21 protein-coding genes are annotated in these 23,488 nt (G+C 71.3%); 9 read left to right on the top strand and 12 right to left on the bottom strand.

What is annotated here, in order from left to right:
* The first annotated feature begins 160 nt into the window (after positions 1–160).
* Positions 161–955, top strand: a complete 795-nt coding sequence (locus ACZ4SV_RS19770; RefSeq protein WP_468005798.1) for a methyltransferase domain-containing protein — start codon at positions 161–163, stop codon at positions 953–955.
* A gap of 49 nt (positions 956–1,004) precedes the next feature.
* Here the strand turns inward: ACZ4SV_RS19770 and ACZ4SV_RS19775 are convergent, their stop codons facing one another.
* Entirely contained in the window at positions 1,005–1,934 is a 930-nt protein-coding gene (locus ACZ4SV_RS19775) for a carbohydrate kinase family protein (RefSeq protein WP_468005858.1), read from the bottom strand.
* Positions 1,919–2,827 carry a pseudouridine-5'-phosphate glycosidase gene (locus ACZ4SV_RS19780; protein ID WP_468005800.1) on the bottom strand — a complete coding sequence of 303 codons (909 nt, stop codon included), beginning with the start codon at positions 2,825–2,827 and terminating at the stop codon, positions 1,919–1,921. The genes ACZ4SV_RS19775 and ACZ4SV_RS19780 overlap by 16 nt, the downstream gene beginning before the upstream one ends.
* Positions 2,828–2,926: 99 nt before the next feature.
* On the opposite strand from ACZ4SV_RS19780, the gene ACZ4SV_RS19785 reads away from it, so the two are divergent.
* Entirely contained in the window at positions 2,927–3,355 is a 429-nt protein-coding gene (locus tag ACZ4SV_RS19785) for a VOC family protein (RefSeq protein ID WP_468005802.1), read from the top strand.
* Positions 3,356–3,464: 109 nt separating this feature from the next.
* Here ACZ4SV_RS19785 and ACZ4SV_RS19790 read toward each other — a convergent pair whose 3' ends face one another.
* Positions 3,465–4,019, bottom strand: a complete 555-nt coding sequence (locus tag ACZ4SV_RS19790) for a methylated-DNA--[protein]-cysteine S-methyltransferase (protein ID WP_468005804.1) — start codon at positions 4,017–4,019, stop codon at positions 3,465–3,467.
* Between the two features lie 42 nt (positions 4,020–4,061).
* Complete coding sequence (locus ACZ4SV_RS19795; protein ID WP_468005806.1) at positions 4,062–4,934, bottom strand: glycerophosphodiester phosphodiesterase; 873 nt, start codon at positions 4,932–4,934, stop codon at positions 4,062–4,064.
* Between the two features lie 278 nt (positions 4,935–5,212).
* On the opposite strand from ACZ4SV_RS19795, the gene ACZ4SV_RS19800 reads away from it, so the two are divergent.
* The 5 genes from ACZ4SV_RS19800 (at position 5,213) to ACZ4SV_RS19820 (ending at position 11,456) form a co-directional block, all read left to right on the top strand.
* On the top strand, positions 5,213–6,091 hold the full coding sequence (locus ACZ4SV_RS19800; protein WP_468005808.1) for an MHYT domain-containing protein: 879 nt from the start codon (positions 5,213–5,215) through the stop codon (positions 6,089–6,091).
* Between the two features lie 40 nt (positions 6,092–6,131).
* Positions 6,132–8,270, top strand: a complete 2,139-nt coding sequence (gene uvrB / locus ACZ4SV_RS19805) for an excinuclease ABC subunit UvrB (RefSeq protein WP_365872717.1) — start codon at positions 6,132–6,134, stop codon at positions 8,268–8,270.
* A 171-nt stretch (positions 8,271–8,441) separates the two neighbouring features.
* Entirely contained in the window at positions 8,442–9,017 is a 576-nt protein-coding gene (locus ACZ4SV_RS19810) for a TerD family protein (RefSeq protein ID WP_365872715.1), read from the top strand.
* 277 nt (positions 9,018–9,294) lie between these two features.
* The gene (locus ACZ4SV_RS19815; protein WP_468005811.1) at positions 9,295–10,296 is read left to right on the top strand and encodes a TerC family protein; all 1,002 of its coding nucleotides are present in this window, start codon (positions 9,295–9,297) and stop codon (positions 10,294–10,296) included.
* Positions 10,297–10,355: 59 nt separating this feature from the next.
* Entirely contained in the window at positions 10,356–11,456 is a 1,101-nt protein-coding gene (locus ACZ4SV_RS19820) for a calcium:proton antiporter (protein WP_397980461.1), read from the top strand.
* Between the two features lie 27 nt (positions 11,457–11,483).
* Here ACZ4SV_RS19820 and ACZ4SV_RS19825 read toward each other — a convergent pair whose 3' ends face one another.
* Positions 11,484–12,755, bottom strand: coding sequence for an MFS transporter (locus ACZ4SV_RS19825; protein ID WP_468005813.1), 1,272 nt, complete (start codon positions 12,753–12,755; stop codon positions 11,484–11,486).
* A 209-nt stretch (positions 12,756–12,964) separates the two neighbouring features.
* Between ACZ4SV_RS19825 and aroQ the strand changes: the two genes are divergently transcribed.
* Complete coding sequence (gene aroQ, locus ACZ4SV_RS19830) at positions 12,965–13,438, top strand: type II 3-dehydroquinate dehydratase (protein WP_468005815.1); 474 nt, start codon at positions 12,965–12,967, stop codon at positions 13,436–13,438.
* A gap of 14 nt (positions 13,439–13,452) precedes the next feature.
* On the opposite strand, the gene ACZ4SV_RS19835 is transcribed toward aroQ, so the two are convergent.
* The 5 genes from ACZ4SV_RS19835 to ACZ4SV_RS19855 all read right to left on the bottom strand — a co-directional run bounded on the left by ACZ4SV_RS19835 (position 13,453) and on the right by ACZ4SV_RS19855 (position 17,950).
* A complete protein-coding gene (locus ACZ4SV_RS19835) occupies positions 13,453–14,181 on the bottom strand; it encodes an amino acid ABC transporter ATP-binding protein (protein WP_468005860.1) in 729 nt (242 codons plus the stop codon).
* A 64-nt stretch (positions 14,182–14,245) separates the two neighbouring features.
* Positions 14,246–15,103 (bottom strand): amino acid ABC transporter permease, encoded by an 858-nt coding sequence (locus ACZ4SV_RS19840; RefSeq protein ID WP_468005862.1) that lies wholly within the window; start codon positions 15,101–15,103, stop codon positions 14,246–14,248.
* Positions 15,104–15,153: 50 nt separating this feature from the next.
* A complete protein-coding gene (locus ACZ4SV_RS19845) occupies positions 15,154–16,038 on the bottom strand; it encodes an ABC transporter substrate-binding protein (protein ID WP_468005817.1) in 885 nt (294 codons plus the stop codon).
* A 504-nt stretch (positions 16,039–16,542) separates the two neighbouring features.
* Positions 16,543–17,199 carry an MBL fold metallo-hydrolase gene (locus ACZ4SV_RS19850; RefSeq protein WP_468005818.1) on the bottom strand — a complete coding sequence of 219 codons (657 nt, stop codon included), beginning with the start codon at positions 17,197–17,199 and terminating at the stop codon, positions 16,543–16,545.
* Positions 17,200–17,263: 64 nt separating this feature from the next.
* Positions 17,264–17,950: a maleylpyruvate isomerase family mycothiol-dependent enzyme gene (locus tag ACZ4SV_RS19855; RefSeq protein WP_468005820.1), complete on the bottom strand. Its 687-nt coding sequence runs from the start codon at positions 17,948–17,950 to the stop codon at positions 17,264–17,266.
* A 225-nt stretch (positions 17,951–18,175) separates the two neighbouring features.
* Between ACZ4SV_RS19855 and uvrA the strand changes: the two genes are divergently transcribed.
* Positions 18,176–21,229, top strand: coding sequence for an excinuclease ABC subunit UvrA (gene uvrA, locus ACZ4SV_RS19860; protein ID WP_468005822.1), 3,054 nt, complete (start codon positions 18,176–18,178; stop codon positions 21,227–21,229).
* 200 nt (positions 21,230–21,429) lie between these two features.
* Here uvrA and ACZ4SV_RS19865 read toward each other — a convergent pair whose 3' ends face one another.
* On the bottom strand, positions 21,430–22,350 hold the full coding sequence (locus tag ACZ4SV_RS19865) for a carbohydrate kinase family protein (protein WP_468005824.1): 921 nt from the start codon (positions 22,348–22,350) through the stop codon (positions 21,430–21,432).
* Complete coding sequence (locus ACZ4SV_RS19870) at positions 22,347–23,474, bottom strand: LacI family DNA-binding transcriptional regulator (RefSeq protein WP_468005826.1); 1,128 nt, start codon at positions 23,472–23,474, stop codon at positions 22,347–22,349. The genes ACZ4SV_RS19865 and ACZ4SV_RS19870 overlap by 4 nt, the downstream gene beginning before the upstream one ends.
* Between the last annotated feature and the right edge of the window lie 14 nt (positions 23,475–23,488).

Here is a 23,488-nt window from a genome sequence, read left to right on the forward strand (position 1 = left end):
CTCCCGCGCCTTGCTCCGCAAGTCTGCCAGTCCCGGGCAGAACGCGTGCGGACCTGTGGGAACGGGAAGTTCCGCTTGGTTCCCGCCTGTGGACAACCGGGTGCCCGCACTGCGGGAACAGGACGGCCGGGGCGACCGGGACGCTGGGAGGATCGGCGGCATGACGTCATCCGATGGATACCTGCTCGACAACCGGCAGGACGAGGCCGGCCGGCGCTTCGACGCCTTCGCCACCCTCTTCGACCCCACGACCTTCCGGCACCTCGAAGCGCTCGGCGTCGGACCCGGCTCGCGCTGCTGGGAAGTCGGGGCCGGCGGCACCTCCGTCGTCTCCTGGCTCGCTGCGAAGGTGGGGCCGGCCGGGGAGGTCGTCGCCACCGACATCGACACCTCGCGGCTTGTCCCCGCGGCCCGTCCGCCGGTGCGGGTCCTCGTCCACGACGTCGGCGCCGGGGAACCACCGGGGGAGGGCTTCGACCTGGTCCACGCCCGGCTGGTCCTCGTCCACGTGCCCGACCGGGAGCGGGCCTTGCGGTCGATGATCGAGTCCCTGCGGCCCGGCGGGCGACTGCTGATCGAGGATGCCGACCCCGCCCTCCAGCCCCTGATCTGCCCCGACGAGCACGGCCCGCGGGAACGGCTCGCCAACCGGCTGCGCCACGGTTTCCGCCGCCTGCTCGCCGACCGCGGCGCCGACCTGTCCTACGGCCGCACACTCCCGCGGCTGCTCCGGGAGGCCGGGCTGCACGGCGTGGAGGCCGACGCGTACTTCCCCGTGACCTCGCCCGCCTGCACCGCCCTGGAGGCCGCGACGGTCCGTCAGATCCGCGACCGGCTCGTCGCCGCCGGCCTGGCCACCGACGCGGAGATCGACCAGCACCTGGCCGACGTGGAGTCCGGCACCATGGACCTGGCCACCGCCCCGTTGATCTCGGCCTGGGGGCGCAAGGCGTAACCGCCGTCCGAGACCGCCGGGCCCCGTTCCCGCACGGCAAGGAAGCCACCTAACTCGTGTCGCCCCGGCGCGGTGGCCGGCCGCCGATCCGTCCCACCGCCTCGGCGCCCGCCCGGCAGCCCCGTGCCGCCGCCTCTTCCGGCTGAGCGCCCGCGAGCAGGGCCGCGAGGAACGCCCCGGTGAAGGCGTCGCCCGCGCCCGTCGTGTCCCGGGGCGCCGCCGGCATGGCCGGGACCCGGACCGGCGCGGTGCCGGAACGGGCCATCAGCGCCCCGTCCGCACCAATCTTGGCCACCACCAGCGGTACGAGCCGGCTCAACTTGACCGCCGCGTCCGCGGGATCCGGCAGCCCGGTCAGCAGACACGCCTCGTCCCGGCTGGGCAGCAAGACGTCCAGCCCGCGTGCGAACGCCAGGAAACGGTCCACCCCCAGCTCCGATAGGAAGCCGGCCGAGGCCGGGTCCATGCTGACCGGCACACCCCGCGCGCGGGCCGCCGCGAGCGCCGTCTCGGCCAGTGCCCGGCTCGACTCTGTGAACAGCAGATAACCCGACAGATGCAGCCGGCCCACCCCGTCGAGCAGCGCGTCCGACCAGTCGGCGGGGTCCAGCCGCAGCGACGCCCCGCTGTCCGTCAGAAACGTCCGCTCGGCCGCCGCACGCGTGTCGACGAGGCAGAGCACCGTCCCGGTCGCCGCCTCCGTATCCACCACGAGCCGGGGCCGTACACCGGCCGCGACCAGCTCCCGCTCGTGCCATGCCACGGCGTCCGCGCCGACCCGCCCCAGCAGCCGTACGTCCGCACAGCCCGCGCGGGCCGCCCAGCAGGCCACGTTGGCGCCCGCGCCGCCCGGCACCGTCCGGATCGCGGCGGCCGTGTCGGTGCCGGCCGCGAGCGGTCCCCGGTGCCGGGCGACCACGTCGGTGACCACGTCCCCGACGACCAGCAGTGCTCGGCCCGCGTTCACTCCCCGGTCCAGGCCGTGGCGATCCGCGCCGCCAGCCGTACGTTGCCGCGCACCGCCGCCAGATTGGCGTCCAGCGAGGCCCCGTCGGTGTGCCGGACCAGATAGTCCAGCAGGAACGGCGTCACCGCCTGCCCGCTGACACCCTGCCGTGCGCAGGCGTCCAGCGCGTCGGCGAGCACGCGCGCGTGCAGCCCGGGATCGAGCTGCTCCGCCTCCGGGACGGGATGGGCGACGATCAGCGCCGCGTCCGGCCCGGCCAGCGCGTCCTGGGCGCGCATGACGGCGGCGACCTGCTCCGGGGTGTCCAGCGTCCAGTCGACCGGATGGCCCGAGTCCGTCAGATAGAAGCCCGGGAACCGGTCCGTGCCGTACCCGGCGACGGCCACACCCAGCGTCTCCAGCCGCTGCAGCGTCGCCGGCACGTCCAGGATCGACTTCACGCCCGCGCACACCACCGTGATCCGGGTCCGCGCCAGCAGCCCCAGGTCGGCCGATTCGTCCTGGGACACCGTCCACTGCCGGTGCACACCGCCCAGCCCGCCGGTGGCGAACACCCGGATGCCCGCCAGTACGGCGAGCCGTGCCGTCGCCGACACGGTCGTCGCCCCGCTGGCGCCCGCCGCCACGGCGAGCGGCAGGTCGCGGTGGCCGAGTTTCCGGACGCCGTCCTCGTTCGCGATCCGTGCCAGCTGTTCCTTGTCCAGGCCGACCCGGGGCCGCCCGTCGAGCACGGCGACGGTCGCGGGTACGGCACCCTCCCGCCGTACCGCTTCCTCCAGCTCCAGCGCCGCCTTCAGGTTGCGCGGACGGGGCAGACCGTGCGCGATGATCGTGGACTCCAGCGCCACCACCGGCCGCCCCGCGTCGATGGCCTCCCGGACTTCTTCCGACACCACCAGCACCACGTGCCCGCCTCCTGTCCGTCGGTCCCTTCTCATCTCTGGCGGGCGCCGGTCACGGCTAAACGCTTGTGGCGCGCGGGGGAGGCCACCAGCCTGGGACGTATGACGGACAACAGCACGCGCCTCGACCACGTCGTCCTGTGGGTGGCCGATCCGGTCGCCGCGGCGGCCTTCTACCAGACGGCCGTCGGTCTGGAGCCGGTCGGCGTCGCCGAGTACACGGAGGGAACGGCGCCCTTCCCCTCCGTACGCGTCAACGAGGAGACCGTCCTCGACCTCGCCCCGCGCTCCTTCGCCGCGCGGATGAGGATGCTGCCCGGGTCGGCCGACAGCGCCGGACACCCGGTCAACCACGTCTGCCTGGCCCTGCCGGCCGACGCCTTCGACGCCCTGCGCGCCCGCCTGGAGGGACACGGGGTCCCCGTGTCGGGTATCGACCCCGGCCTGTCGGGCGCCCGCGGCAACGCCACCCGCAGCTTCTACTTCCGCGACCCCGACGGCAACGTCTTCGAGGTCCGGCACTACGACTGAGATCCGCCCCCACGACCAGGCCCTGGTCCGGAACAGGCCGGGCTCGCGGCCCGGCCAGGGAAACGAAGGGTCCTGGCCGCGTGCGGCCGGCCCTCGCACCCGCGGCCGGTCAGAACAGCGGCTCGGGCAGCACACCCTCCAGCGCCAGCAGCTTCCGCTTGGTCTCCAGCCCGCCGCCGAAACCCCCGATGCCGCCGTGGCTCTCCACCACCCGGTGGCACGGCACCACCAACGGCAGCGGATTGGCGCCCATCGCCGCGCCCACCGCCTGCGCCCCGCCGGGCTGGCCGACCCGGCCCGCCAGATCGCCGTACCCCACCACGGTGCCGTACGGCACACCGGCCGCCAGCTCCCGCAGCACCTGCCGGTTGAACCCGGAGATCAGCGACCAGTCCAGCGGCAGGTCGAAGGTGCTCCGCTCACCCGCGAAGTACGCCCGCAACTGGCGTATCGCCTCCGCCAGCAGCGGGGAGTCCGGATCCTCCACGGGCTCGCCGCCCAGCCGGGCGGCCAGCCGCTCCAGCGCCCGGTCGCGCACCGCGTCCGAGGCGTGGAAGACCACGTTGACCAGGCCCTCTGAGGTCGCCGCCAGCATCAGCGGGCCGATGGCCGTACCGACCACCGCCCACACGACCCGCCGCTCATCCTGCCCAAGGCTGTCCATGCGCCCACGGTACGACCCGCCACTGACAACGCCCGCCCGGACTCAGTCCGATTCCAGCGCCGTCCGCACCACGTCGGGCTTGTTGGTGATGATCCCGTCGACCCCGTAGGCGGCGACCCGGCGGGCTGCGGACGCGTCGTCCACCGTCCAGACGAACACCCCGAGCGGCCGGCCGTGCGGCCCGTGGAGGGCGTGCACCGCCGAGACGTACTCCCGGGTGAGCGACCCCTGCGAGGGGTTGACGAGATCCGCGAACCCCGCGAACCGGGGCAACTGCGCCACATCGGGGGCGCCGAGGTAGGCGGTGGTGACCGCCGGCTTCAGTTCGTGGACGGTCCGCACGCTGTCGGCGCTGAAGCTCTGCACGACCAGCCGCTCCCGGTGCCGGCCGTCCAGCCAGCCCTCGTTCCCGAGGAGCTTCAGCGTCTGCTGCTCGATGCCCGGGTACAGCTCCGGGCTCTTGATCTCCAGGAGCAGTTTCTCGTGATCGTGTTCGAGCCGGCGCATGTACTGCTCCAGCGTCGGCACGCGTGCGCCCGCGTACGCGGGGGAGAACCAGCTGCCCGCGTCCAGCCGGGCGATCTCCGCGGCCGTGAAGTCCCGCACTTTCCATGGAGCCCGGCCGGGGTAGACGTCCTCGACGTCCGTGGTGCGCTCCAGGCTGTCGTCGTGCAGGACGACCAGCTCACCGTCCTTGGTGCGCTGGACGTCGTTCTCCACCCAGGAGAAGCCCAGCTCGGCGGCCTTGTCGATGGCGGCCAGCGTGTTCTCGGGCGCGTAGGCGGAGGCGCCCCGGTGGGCGATCACGGTGGGTGTCCCGCCGTCGCCCGCCCGGGCGGCGGAGCCTGGGCTCAGCAGGACCGTCGCCGTTCCCACGGCCGCGACGGCCAGGGCGGCGACCAGGCGTGCGCGCATGCGTACTCCTCGCGTCGAGTGCATACCGACAGCACCAGACTGACAGCTCCGCGTCAACGGCACCCGGGCGCACGACGACCACAGAGCGGGGCAGATGTGTCAGCTCCGCTCACCGGGGGCGCACATCTGCGGCCAGGACGTGTTTCTTTGCCGGAAAGTCGTTCGACCATTCCGGTGGGGGTCATACTCTCTGCGACAACCCTGACCGCCCGCGCGGTCCTGGGACGGGGGAACATTCAGGTATTCCGGGACGCAAGAAAGCGGAAGGGCAGCCGCGGATGCAAGGCACGGTCGACGGATTCAGCTACGGGGCCGTCACCCCGTTGGTGGCCTATCTGATGGCCTGCCTCGGCGGCGCCCTCGGCCTGCGCTGCACCACCCGGTCCCTGCTGGTGACGCACTCCCGGCGCCCGGCCTGGCTGGCCCTCGGCGCGGCGGCGATCGGCTCCGGGATATGGACCATGCACTTCGTGGCCATGATGGGCTTCACCATCAAGGAGGCGCCGATCCACTACGACGCGCCGCTCACCTACGCCAGCCTCGGGCTCGCCATCGTCATGGTCGGCGTGGGGGTCTTCATCGTCGGCTACCGGGGCGCCACCGGCACCCCGCTGTTCACCGGCGGCACGATCACCGGACTCGGCGTCGCCTCGATGCACTACCTGGGTATGGCCGGCGTCCGTTTCCACGGACAGTTCACTTACAACACCTTCACCGTCGCGGCCTCCGTCGTCATAGCGGTCGTGGCCGCCACCGCCGCCCTGTGGGCCGCCGGGCAGGTACGGGGGTTCCTGTGGAGCGTGGGGGCGAGCCTGGTCATGGGGCTCGCGGTCAGCGGCATGCACTACACCGGGATGGCGGCCCTCCGCGTCCACCTCGACGGCGCCGGACACTCCGCCGGAGGGACGCCCGACGCGTCCGCGCTCGCGCCGATGCTGATCGGTCCGCTCGCCTTCCTGCTGCTCGCGGGCGTCGTGGTGATCTTCGACCCGCTGATGGTCGTGGGCGGTCCCGACTGGACGCCCGTCGAGCACAAACCGGGCGTCCCGGCCGCCGCGGTGCCCTCCCACACGGACCGCCATCCCGACCTCCACCAGGGCCGCCCGCCGGTCCGCCGGCCCGAGCACCACCGCTTCCGGACCCCGCAGAACCGCTGACCGGGGCCGGTTGTCAGTGGGGGGTCGTACGGTGGATGGCATGCGGCCCGTTTCCCACATCGAACGCACGGTGGCGCCCTTCGAGGTCGTCAGCCCCTACCAGCCCAGCGGCGACCAGCCGGCGGCCATCGCCGACCTGGCCAAGCGCATCGAGGCCGGTGAGAAGGATGTCGTCCTCCTGGGCGCGACCGGCACCGGCAAGTCCGCCACCACGGCGTGGATGATCGAGAAGCTCCAGCGTCCCACGCTGGTGATGGCGCCGAACAAGACACTGGCCGCCCAGCTGGCCAACGAGTTCCGCGAGCTGTTGCCGAACAACGCGGTCGAGTACTTCGTCTCGTACTACGACTACTACCAGCCCGAGGCGTACGTCCCCCAGTCGGACACCTACATCGAAAAGGACTCCTCGATCAACGAGGAGGTCGAGCGCCTGCGCCACTCGGCCACCAACTCGCTGCTCACCCGCCGTGACGTCATCGTGGTCGCCTCGGTCTCCTGCATCTACGGCCTCGGTACGCCGCAGGAGTACGTGGACCGCATGGTGCCGCTCCGGGTCGGCGACGAGGTCGACCGGGACGAGCTGCTGCGCCGCTTCGTCGACATCCAGTACACGCGCAACGACATGGCCTTCACCCGCGGCACCTTCCGGGTGCGCGGCGACACCATCGAGATCTTCCCGGTCTACGAGGAGCTGGCCGTCCGAATCGAGATGTTCGGGGACGAGATCGAGGCGCTGTCCACGCTGCACCCGCTCACCGGCGAGATCATCAGCGACGACCGCCAGCTCTACGTCTTCCCCGCCTCCCACTACGTCGCCGGCCCCGAGCGCATGGAGCGGGCCGTCAACGACATCGAGAAGGAGCTGGGGGACCGCCTGGCCGAGATGGAGAAGCAGGGCAAGCTGCTGGAGGCGCAGCGTCTGCGCATGCGCACCACGTACGACATCGAGATGCTCCGCCAGATCGGCACCTGCTCCGGTGTGGAGAACTACTCGATGCACTTCGACGGCCGCGCCCCGGGCTCCCCGCCCAACACGCTGCTGGACTACTTCCCGGACGACTTCCTGCTCGTCATCGACGAGTCGCACGTCACCGTCCCGCAGATCGGCGCGATGTACGAGGGCGACGCCTCCCGTAAGCGGACCCTCGTGGACCACGGCTTCCGGCTGCCCTCCGCCCTGGACAACCGTCCGCTGAAGTGGGAGGAGTTCCAGGAGCGCATCGGGCAGACCGTCTACCTGTCGGCCACTCCGGGCGCCTACGAGCTGTCGCGCTCGGACGGCGTCGTCGAGCAGATCATCCGGCCGACCGGCCTGGTCGACCCGGAGGTCGTGGTCAAGCCCACCGAGGGCCAGATCGACGACCTGGTGCACGAGATCCGCAAGCGGACCGACAAGGACGAGCGGGTCCTCGTCACCACGCTGACCAAGAAGATGGCCGAGGACCTCACCGACTACTTCCTGGAACTCGGCATCCAGGTGCGCTATCTGCACAGCGACGTCGACACCCTGCGCCGCATCGAACTGCTGCGCGAGCTGCGCTCCGGTGAGTACGACGTGCTGGTCGGCATCAACCTGCTGCGTGAGGGTCTCGACCTGCCCGAGGTGTCGCTGGTGGCGATCCTGGACGCCGACAAGGAGGGCTTCCTGCGCTCCGGCACCTCGCTGATCCAGACCATCGGCCGCGCGGCGCGGAACGTCTCCGGCCAGGTCCACATGTACGCCGACAAGATCACCCCGGCGATGGAGAAGGCCATCGAGGAGACCAACCGCCGCCGGGAGAAGCAGATCGCCTACAACAAGGCCCGCGGCATCGATCCGCAGCCGCTGCGCAAGAAGATCAACGACATCGTCGCGCAGATCGCCCGGGAAGAGGTCGACACCGAACAGCTCCTCGGCTCCGGTTACCGCAACACCAAGGACGGCAAGAACGCGAAGGCGCCCGTTCCCGCGCTCGGCGGCAAGGCGGCCAAGGGCGCCAAGGCGGGCAAGGCCGCCAAGGGCAAGACGGTGCCCACGGACCGTCCGGCGGCCGAGCTGGCCGAGCAGATCGAGGAGATGACCGAGCGCATGCGGGCCGCCGCGGCGGAGCTGCAGTTCGAGGTCGCGGCCCGGCTGCGTGACGAGGTCGCCGAGATGAAGAAGGAACTGCGTCAGATGCGGGAGGGCGGCCTCGCCTGAGCCAGCGCGTCACCGTCGGCCTCGGCCATAAGCATCAAGTGTTGCAACACCGACACAAAGCGCGGGCCGAGGCCGGCGCCGCCGGTGGCCGTGCGTAGGGTTCTGGACGACCGCGGCGTGCGCAGCGACGGCTCGGCGCGGCACCAGGGATTGTCGAGAGGGGAAACAGCCGTGTCCGTCAACTTGTCCAAGGGTCAGGCCATCAGCCTGGAGAAGAACGACGGGGCGACCCTGACCGCGGTCCGCATGGGACTCGGCTGGCAGGCGGCGAAGCGGCGTGGCCTGTTCGGCTCCCGTACCCGCGAGATCGACCTGGACGCGTCGGCGGTCCTCTTCGCCGGCCAGGAGCCTCAGGACGTCGTCTTCTTCCGCCACCTGGTGAGCGAGGACGGTTCCGTGCGGCACACCGGTGACAATCTCGTCGGCGGCGTCGGCCGGGGCGACGACGAGGCGATCCTGGTGGACCTGCAGCGCGTCCCGGCCCACATCGACCAGATCGTCTTCACGGTGAACTCCTTCACCGGCCAGACCTTCGAGGAGGTGCAGAACGCCTTCTGCCGACTCGTGGACGAGACCAACGGCCAGGAACTCGCCCGCTACACCCTGGCCGGCGGCGGCGAGTACACCGCCCAGATCATGGCCAAGGTGCACCGCGCGGGCCCGGGCTGGACGATGACCGCGCTCGGCGCCCCGGCCGACGGCCGCACGTTCCAGGACCTGATGCCGGCGATCCTGCCGCACCTCTAGCCCCGGACCGCCCGCCCTCCTGCGAGGTCCACGGCTTACGTCAAGCACTAGTAAAAGCACTCTGACCTGCGGACTTGGATTCCACTTTACTCAGCTCTTTACCTTTCCTTGGTGATTGGGGTACTGTTTTCCCTACGGAGGGGAGTACTCCCCAAGTGCGGCGCACCCGTCAGTACGGACCGGTTCCGGTCCCGGGGCGCCGGCCCGACACGGGCGGAAGAGACCTCCGGCAGCGACAACGCTGATGTGTTCACCGTCACGCAATGCCGGAGGTGCAGTGGAAGTCTCCATGACCCTGTGGGTCCTCACCATCGTGGGTCTCGCCGCCCTGATCGCGGTCGACTTCTTCATCGGTCGCAAGCCGCACGAAGTGTCGATCAAGGAAGCGGGTATCTGGACGGTCGTCTGGGTTGCCCTGGCCGGTCTGTTCGGTCTCGGCCTGTTGCTCTTCGGCGGCGGTCAGCCGGCCGGCGAGTTCTTCGCGGGCTTCATCACCGAGAAGTCGCTGAGCGTCGACAACCTCTTCGTCTTCGTCCTGATCATGGCGAAGTTCGCGGTGCCCGTTCAGTACCAGCAGCGCGTCCTGCTCGTCGGCGTTCTCATAGCCCTGGTCCTGCGGGCCGCCTTCATCGCCGCCGGGGCCGCGATCCTCGCCAGCTTCTCCTGGGTGTTCTTCCTCTTCGGCGCCTTCCTGATCTGGACCGCCTGGAAGCTGGTCCAGGAGGCCCGCGCGGACCAGGACGACGAGGAGTTCGAGGAGAACAAGCTCCTGAAGGCCGCGGAGCGCAAGTTCGGCGTGGCCGACCGATACCACGGCACCAAGCTGTGGATCCAGCAGAACGGCAAGCGCGTCATGACGCCGATGCTGGTCGTGATGCTCGCCATCGGCACCACGGACGTGCTGTTCGCCCTGGACTCCATACCCGCGATCTTCGGCCTGACCCAGGACCCGTACATCGTCTTCACCGCCAACGCCTTCGCTCTGATGGGGCTGCGCCAGCTCTACTTCCTCATCGGCGGACTGCTCAAGAAGCTGGTCCACCTCTCGTACGGGCTGTCGGTCATCCTCGGCTTCATCGGCGTCAAGCTGGTGCTGCACGCCCTGCACGAGTCGGGCGTCCACGTGCCCGAGATCGGCATCCCGGTCTCGCTCGGTGTGATCTGCGCGGTCCTCGCCGTCACCACCGTGACCAGCCTGCTCGCCACCCGGAAGCAGGAGGCCGCCGAGACGGCGCGCGCCGGCGGCGAGGGCGCCCGCAAGGACAGCGTCGACGTCTGACGGCTCCAGCACGAAAAGAACGGAATGCGAACCCTGTACGCCTCTGCGAACATCGCCGCATGATCCCTCGGCTCCGATCGCTCACCCATCAATGGACGATCCTCGTGCCGGTCCTCGCGGTCGTCCTGCTGCTCTTCACCTGGGGCCGGGACCTTCCCGGCGCCGTCGTCGGCGTGGTGACCCTGGTCCTCGCGGGATCCGTCCTGGCGGCGGTGCACCACGCCGAGGTGGTCGCCCACCGGGTCGGCGAACCCTTCGGTTCCCTGGTCCTCGCGATCGCCGTCACGATCATCGAGGTGGCCCTGATCGTCACCCTCATGGCCGACGGCGGCAGCAAGAGTTCCACCCTCGCCCGGGACACCGTCTTCGCCGCCGTGATGATCACCTGCAACGGTATCGTCGGGATCTGCCTGCTCGTCGCCTCCCTGCGGCACCGCACGGCCGTCTTCAACCCGGAAGGCACCGGCGCGGCGCTGGCGACCGTGGCGACGCTGGCCACGCTCAGTCTCGTCCTGCCGACCTTCACCACCAGCAGGCCCGGACCCCAGTTCTCAGCCGTCCAGCTGACCTTCGCCGCGCTGTCCTCACTGATCCTCTACGGGCTGTTCGTGACCACCCAGACCGTGCGGCACCGTGACTACTTCCTGCCCATCACCCGGCAGGGCGCGGTCATCACCGCCGACGACCACGCCACGCCCCCGCCCGTGCGCACCGCCTGGCTCAGCCTCGGTCTGCTCGGACTGGCCCTGATCGGCGTGGTCGGGCTGGCCAAGAGCGTGTCACCCACCATCGAGTCGGGTGTGGCGGCGGCGGGCCTGCCGCACGAGGTGGTCGGTGTGATCATCGCGCTGCTCGTCCTGCTGCCCGAGACGATCGCCGCGCTGCGCTCCGCCCGCCGGGACCGGGTGCAGACCAGTCTCAACCTCGCGCTCGGCTCCGCCATGGCCAGCATCGGCCTGACCATCCCGGCCGTGGCCCTCGCCTCCGTCTGGCTGTCCGGACCCCTCGTGCTCGGTCTCGGTTCGACCCATATGCTGCTGCTCGCGCTGACCGTGGTGGTCAGCTCCCTGACCGTGGTCCCCGGCCGGGCCACACCGCTCCAGGGCGGCGTCCACCTGGTGCTGTTCGCGGCGTACCTGGAACTGGCGGTCAACCCGTAGCCGGTGGGCGGCGCGCGGCGTGTCCGCTCAGCCCGTGACCGGTTCCGCCGCCGGCGCGGGCACCGGACGCGTCTCCGGCAGCAGCGCGAAGCACACCAGGCTGATCAGCGCGATGCCCGTCAGATACACGCCCACGCCCCACGGGATCCGCCCGCCCCGCTCCGCGAGCGTCGTGGCCACGATCGGGGTGAGGGCGCCGCCGAGGACCCCGCCCAGGTTGTAGCCCACGGCGGCGCCCGTACAGCGCACCCGGGGCTCGTACAGTTCCGGCAGATAGGCGGCGATCACCGCGAACATGGTGACGAAGGCGAGCAGGGCACCCAGGATGCCCAGGAACATCAGCAGCGGCTCGCCGGTCGCCAGCAGCGCGACCAACGGGAGCATCCACAGGACGGAGGCCGCGCACCCCGTCAGACACATCGACCGGCGCCCGTACCGGTCACCGACCAGCGCGACGACGGGAATGAGCGCGCCCTCCACGAGCACCGCGCCCATGACGCACATCAGCATGACCGTGCGGCTCACACCGAGCCGTTCCGTGGCGTACGCCAGCGACCAGGTCGTCACCGCGTAGAACACCGCGTAGCCCACGGCCAGCGCTCCGGCCGTCAGCAGCACCAGCCGCCCATGGTGCCGTACGACCTCGACGATGGGCACGCGCGCGTGGTCGTCGATCTCCAGGAAGCTGGGGCTCTCCGTGAGGGACGAGCGCAGCCACAGCCCCGCCAGGGCGAGCGCGCCGGCCGCCCAGAACGGCACCCGCCAGCCCCAGCGCGCGAACTCCGCGTCGGACAGCGCCGCCGACAGCGCGAGCACCACCGCGTTGGCCAGGACGAAGCCCACCGCCGGCCCCACCTGGGGGAAGCTGGTCCACAGAGCGCGCCGCCGGGCGGGCGCGTGCTCGGCGGTCAGCAGGACCGCTCCGCCCCACTCCCCGCCGAGCCCCAGCCCTTGCAGGAAGCGCAGGACGAGCAGCAGCACGGGCGCGGCCACGCCGATGGTCCCGTAGGAGGGCACACAGCCCACCGCGACCGTGGAGGCGCCGGTGAGCAGAAGCGAGGCGACAAGCACCGGCCGCCGCCCGCGCCGGTCCCCGAGGTGCCCGAACAGCACCGAGCCCAGCGGCCGGGCCACGAACCCCACCCCGAACGTGCCGAACGCCGCCAGCGTGCCCGCGACCGGCGAGAACGTGGGGAAGAACAGCGGCCCCAGGACCAAGGCCGCCGCCGTGCCGTAGACGAAGAAGTCGTAGAACTCGATCGCCGTCCCGGCGAGCGAGGCGGCGGCGAGCCGTGGCATGGACGGGGGCTGTGCAGCCTGTACGTCGCGCATGCCGGGTCAACTACCCACAGTGATCAGGAGTTACGGGGGCGTACGGTGGTGATCACGGGACGGGGGTGCGCGCCCTGGCGACCGGCGCACACGGCCCGCCGGCGTCCCGGCCGGCGTGATAGACCGGGTCCGACCGGCGGACGCAGCCGCACCGCCCCGAACGGACCGGAGGAACCGTGCCCCGCACCCTGGCCAACGCCCCGATCATGATCCTCAACGGGCCCAACCTGAACCTGCTCGGCCAGCGCCAGCCGGAGATCTACGGCAAGGAGACGCTGGCCGACGTGGAGGCGCTCTGCGCCGAGGCGGCGGCGGCGCACGGCGGCACGGTGGACCTCCGCCAGTCCAACCACGAGGGGGAACTGGTCGACTGGATCCACGAGGCGCGGCTCGGCCACTGCGGGATCGTCATCAACCCCGGCGCCTACTCGCACACGTCGGTCGCCCTCCTGGACGCGCTCAACACCTGCGACGGCATGCCCGTGCTGGAGGTCCACATCTCCAACATCCACCGGCGCGAGTCGTTCCGGCACCACTCGTACGTCTCCCTGCGCGCCGACGGCGTGATCGCCGGATGCGGAGTGCAGGGCTACGTGTTCGGCGTGGAACGGGTCGCGGCGCTGCTCGGAGCGGCGCGGGCGGAGGCGTAATCCCGCGCGAGGGACTACAGCCGGCCCGCCTCCACGATCCGGCGCAGGAAGCGCCGGGTGCGCTCCTGCCGCGGATCGCCGAAGACCTGCTCGGCGGTGCCGCGCTCCAGCACGACCCCGCCGTCCAGGAAACACACCTGGTCGGCGACGTCCCGCGCGAACCCCATCTCGTGCGTGGCGAGCACCATGGTCATGCCCTCGTCCTTCAGGGTGCGGACCACCTCCAGCACCTCGCCCACCAGTTCGGGGTCGAGCGCGGCCGTGATCTCGTCCAGCAGCAACAGCCGGGGCCGCACCGCGAGCGCCCGTACGATCGCCACACGCTGCTGCTGGCCGCCGCTGAGCCGGTCCGGGTAGGCGCCGGCCTTCCCGGTGAGACCGAGGCGCTCCAGCAGCTCCCTGGCCCGTTCCTCGGCCTCCGCGCGGGCGACGCCGTGCACTCGGCGGGGCGCGAGGGTGATGTTGTCGAGCACGGTCATGTGCGGGAAGAGGTTGTACGCCTGGAAGACGACGCCGATCCGGCGCCGTACCGCGTCCTGGTCAGCCCGCGGGTCGGTGATCTCCTCCCCGTCCAGCCAGATCGCGCCGTCGTCGATGTCCTCCAGCAGGTTGGCGCAGCGCAGCAGCGTGGACTTGCCCGAACCGGAGGCGCCGATCAGCGCGGTCACCGTGTGCGGGGCGACCTCCAGATCGACGTCCCGCAGGACCACCGAACCGCCGAAGGTCTTGCGGACGGACTCCATCCGCAAGGCGGGCGCGCCGCTCGCGGACGTGCTCTCGGACGTGCTCACGGACATCCTCCCCGGGTCACAGGGACCCTCCCTGGGCCCGCTGCCGGTCCATCCGGGCCGTGACCCAGTCGGTGAACCGGGTCATCGGGATGGTCAGCGCCACGAACACCAGCCCCGCGACGATGTACGGCGTGTAGTTCAGACTGCGCCCCACGATGATGTCGGCCGCCCGCACCGCGTCCACCGCGCCCCCGATGGAGACCAGACCGGTGTCCTTCTGCAACGACACCAGGTCGTTGAGCAGCGGCGGCACCTGGCGGCGCACCGCCTGCGGCAGGACGACGTAGCGCAGGGCCTGCCGGTTGGTGAGGCCCAGCGAGCGCGCCGCCGCGCGCTGCGAGGGGTGGACGGACTCGATGCCCGCCCGGAAGACCTCCGCCACGTACGCCGAGTACGTCAGCGTCAGCGCCGTACCGCCGAGCATGACGGGGTCGACCGTCACGCCCTGCAGCCGCAGCGCCGGCACGCCCAGAACGACGATCATCAGATTGATGATCAGCGGCAGGCCGCGGAAGAAGTCGGTGTACGCCGCCGCCAGCACCCGCAGCGGGAAGAAGACCGGGCCGCGCAGGGTCCGGGCGATGGCGATCAGCATGCCGAGCACCAGGACGGCGGCCCCGCAGACCACCAGCAGCCGGAGGTTCAGCCACAGCCCGTCGAGGACCTTCGGGAACGCCTCGCGCGCGTAGTGCGCGCTGAAGAAGGTCTCCTTGGTGCGCGGCCAGCCGGGGGCGCTGACGACGACCAGGTAGAGCACGACGGCCGTGCCGAGGGTCGACAGGGCCGCGACCGCCGTGGCGCGGCGGGCACGCGCGCGCCGGTAGCGCTCGCGTGCCAGGCGCCGCTCGGAGGGCGCGTACCCGTCGTCGGTCATGGGACCCTTGGCGTCCGCCTCCTCCCGGGCCGGCTCGCCCTCGGTCACCGTCACTTGAGCACCGGGGCGTCGACGGCGTCCGAGAGCCACCGCTTCTCGATCGCCGCCAGCGTGCCGTCCTCGCGCAGGGCGTCGACGGCGGCGGTCACGCACGGGGTCAGCGCGCTGCCCTTGTCCAGCACCAGCCCGAACTGCTCCGGCGTGCCGCCCTGGTGCTCGAACTGCCCGACGATCTTCGCGTCCGTGACCTCCGCAGCGGTGATGTAGAACGCCGTCGGCAGATCGGTGACGACGGCGTCCACCTGGCCGTTCCGCAGGGCGGACTTGGCCTGGTCGTTCTTGGCGTAGACGGCCGCCTCCCGGGCCGGCTTCACCACGTCGGTGATGTAGTCGAGGCTCGTGGTGCCCACCTGGGCGCCCAGCTTGAGCTTCCTCAGGTCCGCGATGCTCGTCGCCTTCGCGGCCTTGCCGCCCTTCAGCGCGATGACGGCCTGGCGCACGTCGTAGTAACCGGAGGAGAAGTTCACGGCCTTCTTGCGCTCGGCGCTGATCGACACCTGGTTGATGTCGAAGTCGAAGGTCTTCACCCCCGGCGCGAACGCCTTGTTGAACGGCACGCTCTGCCAGACGACCGCGCTCTTGCCGTATCCCAGCCGCTTGGCCACGGCATAGGCGACCGCCGACTCGAAGCCCTCGCCGCTCGCGGGCTTGCCGTCCTTGAACCAGGGTTCGTACGCCGGTTCGTCCGTCGCGATCGTCAGCTTCCCGGACGTCTTCGTGGGCGACGCGCCCTTGGCGCAGGCCCTCGAGGCCGGCCCGGACGGAGCGGCCGACGCCTCCCCCTCGGGCTGCGGCGCACAGCCGACGGCGGTGGCGAGCAGGGCTACGGTGGCAGCGGCGACCGCGCGGCGCAGAGTACGAGGGGCAGGACGCATGGCGGGAGAGTGGCAGTGAACGCCGCGTCTGTCCAGGTCACGGCCGTAGATGTCCGCATAGTGGGAGCGGGTGTTGCGGCGGTGTGAACACGGCCGGAAGCGGCACGCCACGCGCGCGTGCCCGGTGCCTGGGCCGCCGGCCGAGGGCGGGGATGAAGACCGGCGGCCTCTACCGCCCGGGAACCGTCGTCCTGGGCGGGGCTGCTACCAGTTGACCGCGCGAAGGCGTTCCGCGGGAGTGCGCACGGAGGCCCGCCGCAGGCGAAGGAATCACACGGGGCGCGCGGGGAGGCGGCGCGCGCCGGGCGTGTGTGCGGGCGCGTGTCGGCTCCGTCGACCGGTCGTCAAGGACTCGCCCGGTCGTCAAGGACTCGCCCGGTCGTCACGGACTCGCCAGGCCGCGCGGCCTGCCAGGACACGCGCGCAGGCGCGTCCGGAGGCGAGGCGCCGTCCGGGCGCCCGGGGTCCGTTTCCGATGACCGTCCGCCCCCGTCCGGCCTCCGGTCACCACCCGCGCGCGTGCCACTCCGGCAGATGCGGCCGCTCCGCGCCCAGCGTCGTGTCGTTGCCGTGTCCCGGATAGACCCACGTCTCGTCCGGCAGCACCTCGAAGAGCTTCGTCTCCACGTCATGGATCAGGCTGGCGAACGCCTCCGGGTCCTTGCGCGTGTTGCCGACCCCGCCGGGGAAGAGGCAGTCGCCGGTGAAGACGTGCGGATGGCCGTGCGGGTCGTCGTAGACCAGCGCGATCGAACCGGGCGTGTGCCCGACCAGATGGCGCGCCGTCAGCTCCACCTGACCCACCCGGATGACGTCGCCGTCGTCGACGAGGACATCGGTGGGCACGGGGATGCCGGCGGCGTCGTCGCGCCCCGCGTACGTACGCGCGCGCGTGGCCGCGACGACCTCGGCGAGGGCCTGCCAGTGATCGCCGTGCTGATGCGTGGTGACCACGGACGCGATGCCGTCGTCACCGATCATGCCGAGAAGCGTCCCCGCCTCGTTGGCCGCGTCGATCAGAAGCTGCTCGTCGGTGGCCCGGCAGCGCAGCAGATAGGCGTTGTTGTCCATCGGGCCGACCGCGATCTTGGTGATCATCAGGTCTTTCAGCTCGTGCACATCCGCCGGTCCGCCGACCTTGACCTCTCCGGAGTACGTCATGTCCGCAGCCTATAGCGGGAGGGCCCCCGGCCCCACAGCCGGAAGACCCCGTCCCGCGCCGGGTCTACAGCGGGGGCAGCTCCGGCAGCTCTCCGCCGTCCGTCTTCAGCGCCGCGCCGTCGCGGCGCCCGGCGAGCCACCCCACCAGGTCCGCCGGCAGGCCGGTGACCGTGATCTGCGGCACGTCGGCCTCCCGTCCGGTGGTCCACGCGCGCGTGCCGTCCGTGAGACGGGTCGCCGGGATGCCGGGCCGGCCGGAGAACCGTTCCGCGAGGAAGTCGGTCTCCCGCTCCAGGAACTCGGCCGGGAGGTCCTCCAGCTCGTATCCGATGCCCAGGTCCACGTGGTGCAGCTCCACCTCCGCCCACCGTCGGAACGGCACCCGTGACGCGGAGTCGGTGACGCCGTTACGCAGCTCGACCGTGCGCGACCAGTCCGCGGGCGCCTCCCCGGCCGTCCGGAACCGGGCCGCGCTCTCCCGCAGGTCGGTGATCTGCTCCTCCAGGGGCCGGTCCGCGCCCCGCTCGATGTCGTCGTCCCGCTGCCCGGCGCTCGCGTACATGGGACGGCCCAAGAGGACGTTCACGAGCGCGTCCGCGTTCCGGGCCAGGTGGGCGAGGACATGCCCGCGGCTCCAGCCCGGCAGCCGTGACGGCTCGGCCGGCGAGGCGTTGTGCAGAGCGGCGACCGCGGTCAGCAGCCGATCGGTCGCCTCACGTACACGGACCAGGTCATGAGCGTGATCAATCATGGCGCCGACCCTAGTCCGGCCACACCTTCGGGTGAAGGACGCGCATCCCGGCCGTGAATCGAATGTACGTGCTATATGGTCGAAGGCGGCATCGGGCATGCTGGAGGGCCGGGGGTTGTTATGCACCCGGGCAATCCGCCCCGACGTTGTCAGTGGCTCCCCCTAGTCTGAAGAAGCACAGGGGCCCTGCTCCTGTCACTTCTCTCAAGAAAGGTGCGGACCGGCGTGGCCGACCGTCTCATCGTCCGTGGCGCGCGCGAGCACAACCTGAAGAATGTCTCGCTCGACCTGCCGCGTGACTCGCTCATCGTCTTCACGGGCCTGTCCGGGTCGGGCAAGTCCTCCCTGGCCTTCGACACGATCTTCGCGGAGGGCCAGCGTCGTTACGTGGAGTCGCTCTCCTCGTACGCGCGGCAGTTCCTCGGCCAGATGGACAAGCCCGACGTCGACTTCATCGAGGGCCTCTCCCCGGCGGTCTCCATCGACCAGAAGTCGACCTCGCGCAACCCGCGCTCGACGGTCGGCACGATCACCGAGGTCTACGACTACCTGCGCCTGCTCTTCGCGCGCATCGGCAAGCCGCACTGTCCCGAATGCAGCCGCCCGATCTCGCGGCAGTCGCCGCAGGCCATCGTGGACAAGGTGCTGGAGCTGCCGGAGGGAAGCCGCTTCCAGGTGCTCTCGCCGCTCGTGCGCGAGCGTAAGGGCGAGTTCGCCGACCTCTTCGCCGACCTGCAGACCAAGGGCTACTCCCGTGCGCGCGTGGACGGCCAGACCATACAGCTGTCCGAACCGCCGGCCCTGAAGAAGCAGGAGAAGCACACCATCGAGGTGGTCGTCGACCGCCTCACGGTGAAGGACTCCGCCAAGCGCCGCCTCACCGACTCCGTGGAGACGGCCCTCGGCCTGTCCGGCGGCATGGTCGTGCTCGACTTCGTCGACCTCCCCGAGGGCGACCCGGAGCGCGAGCGGATGTACTCCGAGCATCTGTACTGCCCGTACGACGACCTGTCCTTCGAGGAGCTGGAGCCCCGCTCCTTCTCCTTCAACTCGCCCTTCGGCGCCTGCCCCGAGTGCACCGGCATCGGCACGCGCATGGAGGTCGACCCGGAGCTGATCGTCCCGGACGAGGACAAGTCCCTGGACGAGGGCGCCATCCACCCCTGGTCGCACGGGCACACCAAGGACTACTTCAGCCGTCTGACCGGCGCCCTCGCGGACGCCCTAGGCTTCCGCACGGACATCCCCTTCGCGGGCCTGCCGCAGCGCGCCAGGAAGGCCCTGCTGTACGGCCACAAGACCCAGATCGAGGTGCGCTACCGCAACCGCTACGGCCGGGAGCGCGTCTACACCACTCCCTTCGAGGGTGCGGTGCCCTTCGTCAAGCGCCGGCACAGCGAGGCCGAGAGCGACGCCAGCCGCGAGCGCTTCGAGGGGTACATGCGCGAGGTGCCCTGCCCCTCCTGCGAGGGCACGCGGCTGAAGCCGATCGTCCTCGCGGTCACGATCATGGGCAAGTCGATCGCCGAGGTCTCCGCGATGTCGATCAGCGACTGCGCGGACTTCCTGGGCGAGCTGAAACTGAGCGCGCGTGACAAGAAGATCGCCGAGCGGGTCCTGAAGGAGGTCAACGAACGCCTGCGCTTCCTGGTCGACGTCGGCCTGGACTACCTCTCGCTCAACCGCGCGGCCGGCACCCTGTCCGGCGGCGAGGCCCAGCGCATCCGCCTGGCCACCCAGATCGGCTCCGGTCTCGTCGGCGTCCTGTACGTCCTGGACGAGCCGTCCATCGGTTTGCACCAGCGCGACAACCACCGGCTGATCGAGACGCTGGTCCGGCTGCGTGACATGGGCAACACGCTCATCGTCGTGGAGCACGACGAGGACACGATCAAGATCGCCGACTGGATCGTGGACATCGGTCCGGGCGCCGGCGAACACGGCGGCAAGGTCGTGCACAGCGGCTCCGTGAAGGAACTGCTCGACAACACCGAGTCGCAGACCGGCGCGTACCTCTCGGGGCGCAAGTCGATCCCGCTCCCGGACGTCCGGCGCCCGCTCGACCCGTCCCGGCACCTCACCGTGCACGGCGCCCGCGAGAACAACTTGCAGGACATCGACGTGTCCTTCCCGCTGGGTGTCTTCACGGCCGTCACCGGCGTCTCCGGATCCGGCAAGTCGACCCTGGTCAACGACATCCTGTACACGCACCTGGCCCGCGAGCTGAACGGCGCCCGGACCGTGCCCGGACGGCACACCCGCGTCGAGGGCGACGACCTGGTCGACAAGGTGGTGCACGTCGACCAGTCCCCGATCGGCCGGACCCCGCGGTCCAACCCGGCGACGTACACCGGCGTCTTCGACCACATCCGCAAGCTGTTCGCCGAAACGACCGAGGCGAAGGTCCGGGGTTACCTGCCCGGCCGCTTCTCCTTCAACGTCAAGGGCGGCCGCTGCGAGAACTGCGCGGGCGACGGCACGATCAAGATCGAGATGAACTTCCTCCCGGACGTCTACGTCCCGTGCGAGGTCTGCCACGGCGCCCGGTACAACCGGGAGACCCTGGAGGTCCATTACAAGGGCAAGTCCATCGCCGAGGTGCTGAACATGCCGATCGAGGAGGCCATGCACTTCTTCGAGGCGGTCCCGGCGATCTCCCGTCACCTGCGGACGCTGAACGACGTCGGTCTCGGTTACGTCCGCCTCGGCCAGTCCGCCACCACCCTCTCCGGTGGTGAGGCGCAGCGCGTCAAGCTGGCCAGCGAGCTGCAGAAGCGGTCCACCGGACGCACGGTCTACGTCCTGGACGAGCCGACCACCGGTCTGCACTTCGAGGACATCAGCAAGCTGCTCACGGTGCTCGGCGGGCTCGTCGACAAGGGCAACACGGTCATCGTCATCGAGCACAACCTCGACGTGATCAAGACCGCCGACTGGATCGTGGACATGGGCCCCGAGGGCGGCGCCGGCGGTGGCCTGGTGGTCGCCGAGGGCACGCCGGAGGAGGTCGCCGGGGTGCCGGCGAGCCACACGGGCAAGTTCCTGCGGGAGGTCCTCGGCGCCGACCGCATCAGCGACGCCGGCCCGGTGAAGGCCCAGCGTGGCACCACCAGGAGGAAGACGGCCGCCGCCAAGGCACCGGCCAAGAAGGCGGTGACGGCCAAGGTCGACGGCACCGCCGCCAAGGCGAAGGCGAACGGCACCACGGCCAGGAAGGCCGCCACGGCCACGAAGAAGGCGACGCCCGCGAAGAAGACCACGCGGACCCGGACCGCCTGAACCGGCCGGCCCGGAGAGCGACGGGAACACTGTCCGTCTTCGTCCTGGCGCATTCGGTGAGAAATTCGGCGCCCTGCGGGAACTTCCCGCGGGGCGCCGCTCGTTCCTCGATCAGCACGGACCGGTCCGTGCTGACAGACGGGCCCCCGCAGGCCGTGGGCCCGGACGCACCTTGTCAACAGCACAGGGAAACAGACCGCTCAGAGCGCGGCCGGATCACCCAGCTCCGCCGCGTACGGCGGCTCGGCGCCCGCCCGTGAGCAGGTGACCGCGGCCGCCCGTGCCGCGAAGCGCAGCAGCCGCGTCCAGCCCTCCGCCCCGAGGCCGGCGAGCGCTTCCCGGGACAGCGCGTCCCGGCCGGCCAGCCCGTGCAGCAGGGCCGCGTTCACCGTGTCCCCGGCCCCGATGGTGTCCACGACCTCGACCTTCTCACCCGGCACGGAAACCTCCGCACCGTCCCGGGTGAACACGGTCAGTCCGTCACCGCCCCGTGTGACCACCACGGCCGCCGGCCCCGCGGCCAGCCACTCGCGCGGCGTGCCGCCGAGCCACGCCGCGTCCTCCGCGGACAGTTTCAGCAGCGTCACCGAGGGCAGCCAGCCGCGGAAACGCTCCCGGTAGGCGTCCGCGTCCGGGATCAGCCCCGCCCGGACATTGGGGTCGAGCGCGGTGAACAGCCCCTGCCCGGCGGCGGTGTGCAGCAGCGCCTCATAGGCGCTCGCCCCGGGCTCCAGGACGAGCGAACAGGTGCCGAAGGACACCGCGCGGGTACCGGCGGGGAGCGCCGCCGGGGCGGTGAACAGGCGGTCGGCGGTGCCGTCGACATAGAAGGAGTAGGCGGCCGAGCCGCCGGCGTCGAGCGTGGCCACGGCGAGGGTCGTCGGCTCCGGCCCCCGCTGTACGCCGGACACGTCGACCCCGGCCCGCCGCAGCCCGTCGAGCAGGGCCTCGCCGAACGCGTCGTCCGACGTCCGCGAACAGAAGGCGGTGGGGGAGCCGAGCCTGCCGAGGGCCACGGCGGTGTTGTACGGGCCGCCGCCGAGCGCCGGCTTCAGGTCCGCGAGGGCACCGGCGCCCTGCGGTACCAGGTCGATCAGTGCCTCACCGGCGACGACGATCACGAGGCGGTTCCCTTCTCGGACAGCGTGGATGATGCGGTGTTCCCGTCCGCCCCGGCGGGCCCCGGATCCTCCGGGCAGCCGCAGGACGTGCGGTGGACGAACGCGCACGGCAGCCGCACCGTCCGGGCCGGCCGGTCCGGCTCGGCCAGCCGGTCCAGCAGCACCCGGACGGCCTGCGCGCCCAGCTCCCGGCTGGGCTGGGCGATGGCGGTCAGCCGCGGCGAGAACAGGTCGGCCCAGGGGAAGTCGTCGAAACAGCACAGAGCGATGTCGTCCGGCACGGACCGGCCGTGGCGGCGCAGCGCGCGCAGGGCGCCGATGGTCATCGCGTTGTTGGCGGTGACGAGAGCCGTGGGCGGGTCGGGCAGGCCGAGCAGGGCGGCGGTGGCCCGCTCGGCGCCGTCCGACTCGGAGCGGCCGGACAGCAGAAGCCGTTCGTCGTACTCCAGACCGGCGGCGGCGAGGCCCGCCCGGTAACCGGCGACACGTTCATCGGTGGTGCTGAGTCCGGGCAGGCCCGCGATCAGGCCGATCCGGCGGTGCCCCCGTCCGGCGAGGTGGGTCACGAGCAGGGCCGTCGGCGCGCTGCTCTCGGCACAGACCTGGTCGAAGCGGTACGCGCTCGCGGACGGGGCGGCACCCGCGTCACCCGGCGGCAGGTCCTCCGTCGTGCGCGCGGTGACGAGCCGGTCCAGGAAGACCGTCGGTACGGCGTGGCGGCGCAGATAGCCGACGAGGTCGCGGGGGTCGGCGGACGGGGCGACGATCACGCCGTCCACCCGGCGCTCATGGAGGAGCTGTACGGCCCTGCGTTCGTGCCGGGGGTCGTCGTGCGGGTCGGCGATGAGCAGGCTGTAGCCCGCCTCCAGAGCGGCAGTCTCGACGCCGTGCAGGATCTCTGTGAAGTACGGGTTGCCGAGGGCCGACACCGCGAGGCCGATGGAGCGGGTGCGCGAGGTCACCAGAGAGCGGGCCAGGGTGTTGGGCGTGTAGCCGAGGGCGTCGACGGCGTCGAGCACGGCCTGGCGGGTGCGGGGGAGCACCGGGCGGGTGCCGTTGAGGACATGGGAGACGGTGGCCACGGAGACACCGGCGCTCCGGGCGACATCCGCCATCGTGGCCATCGTGCTCCTCTCGC

The organism is Streptomyces sp. NPDC027672 (assembly GCF_055566335.1).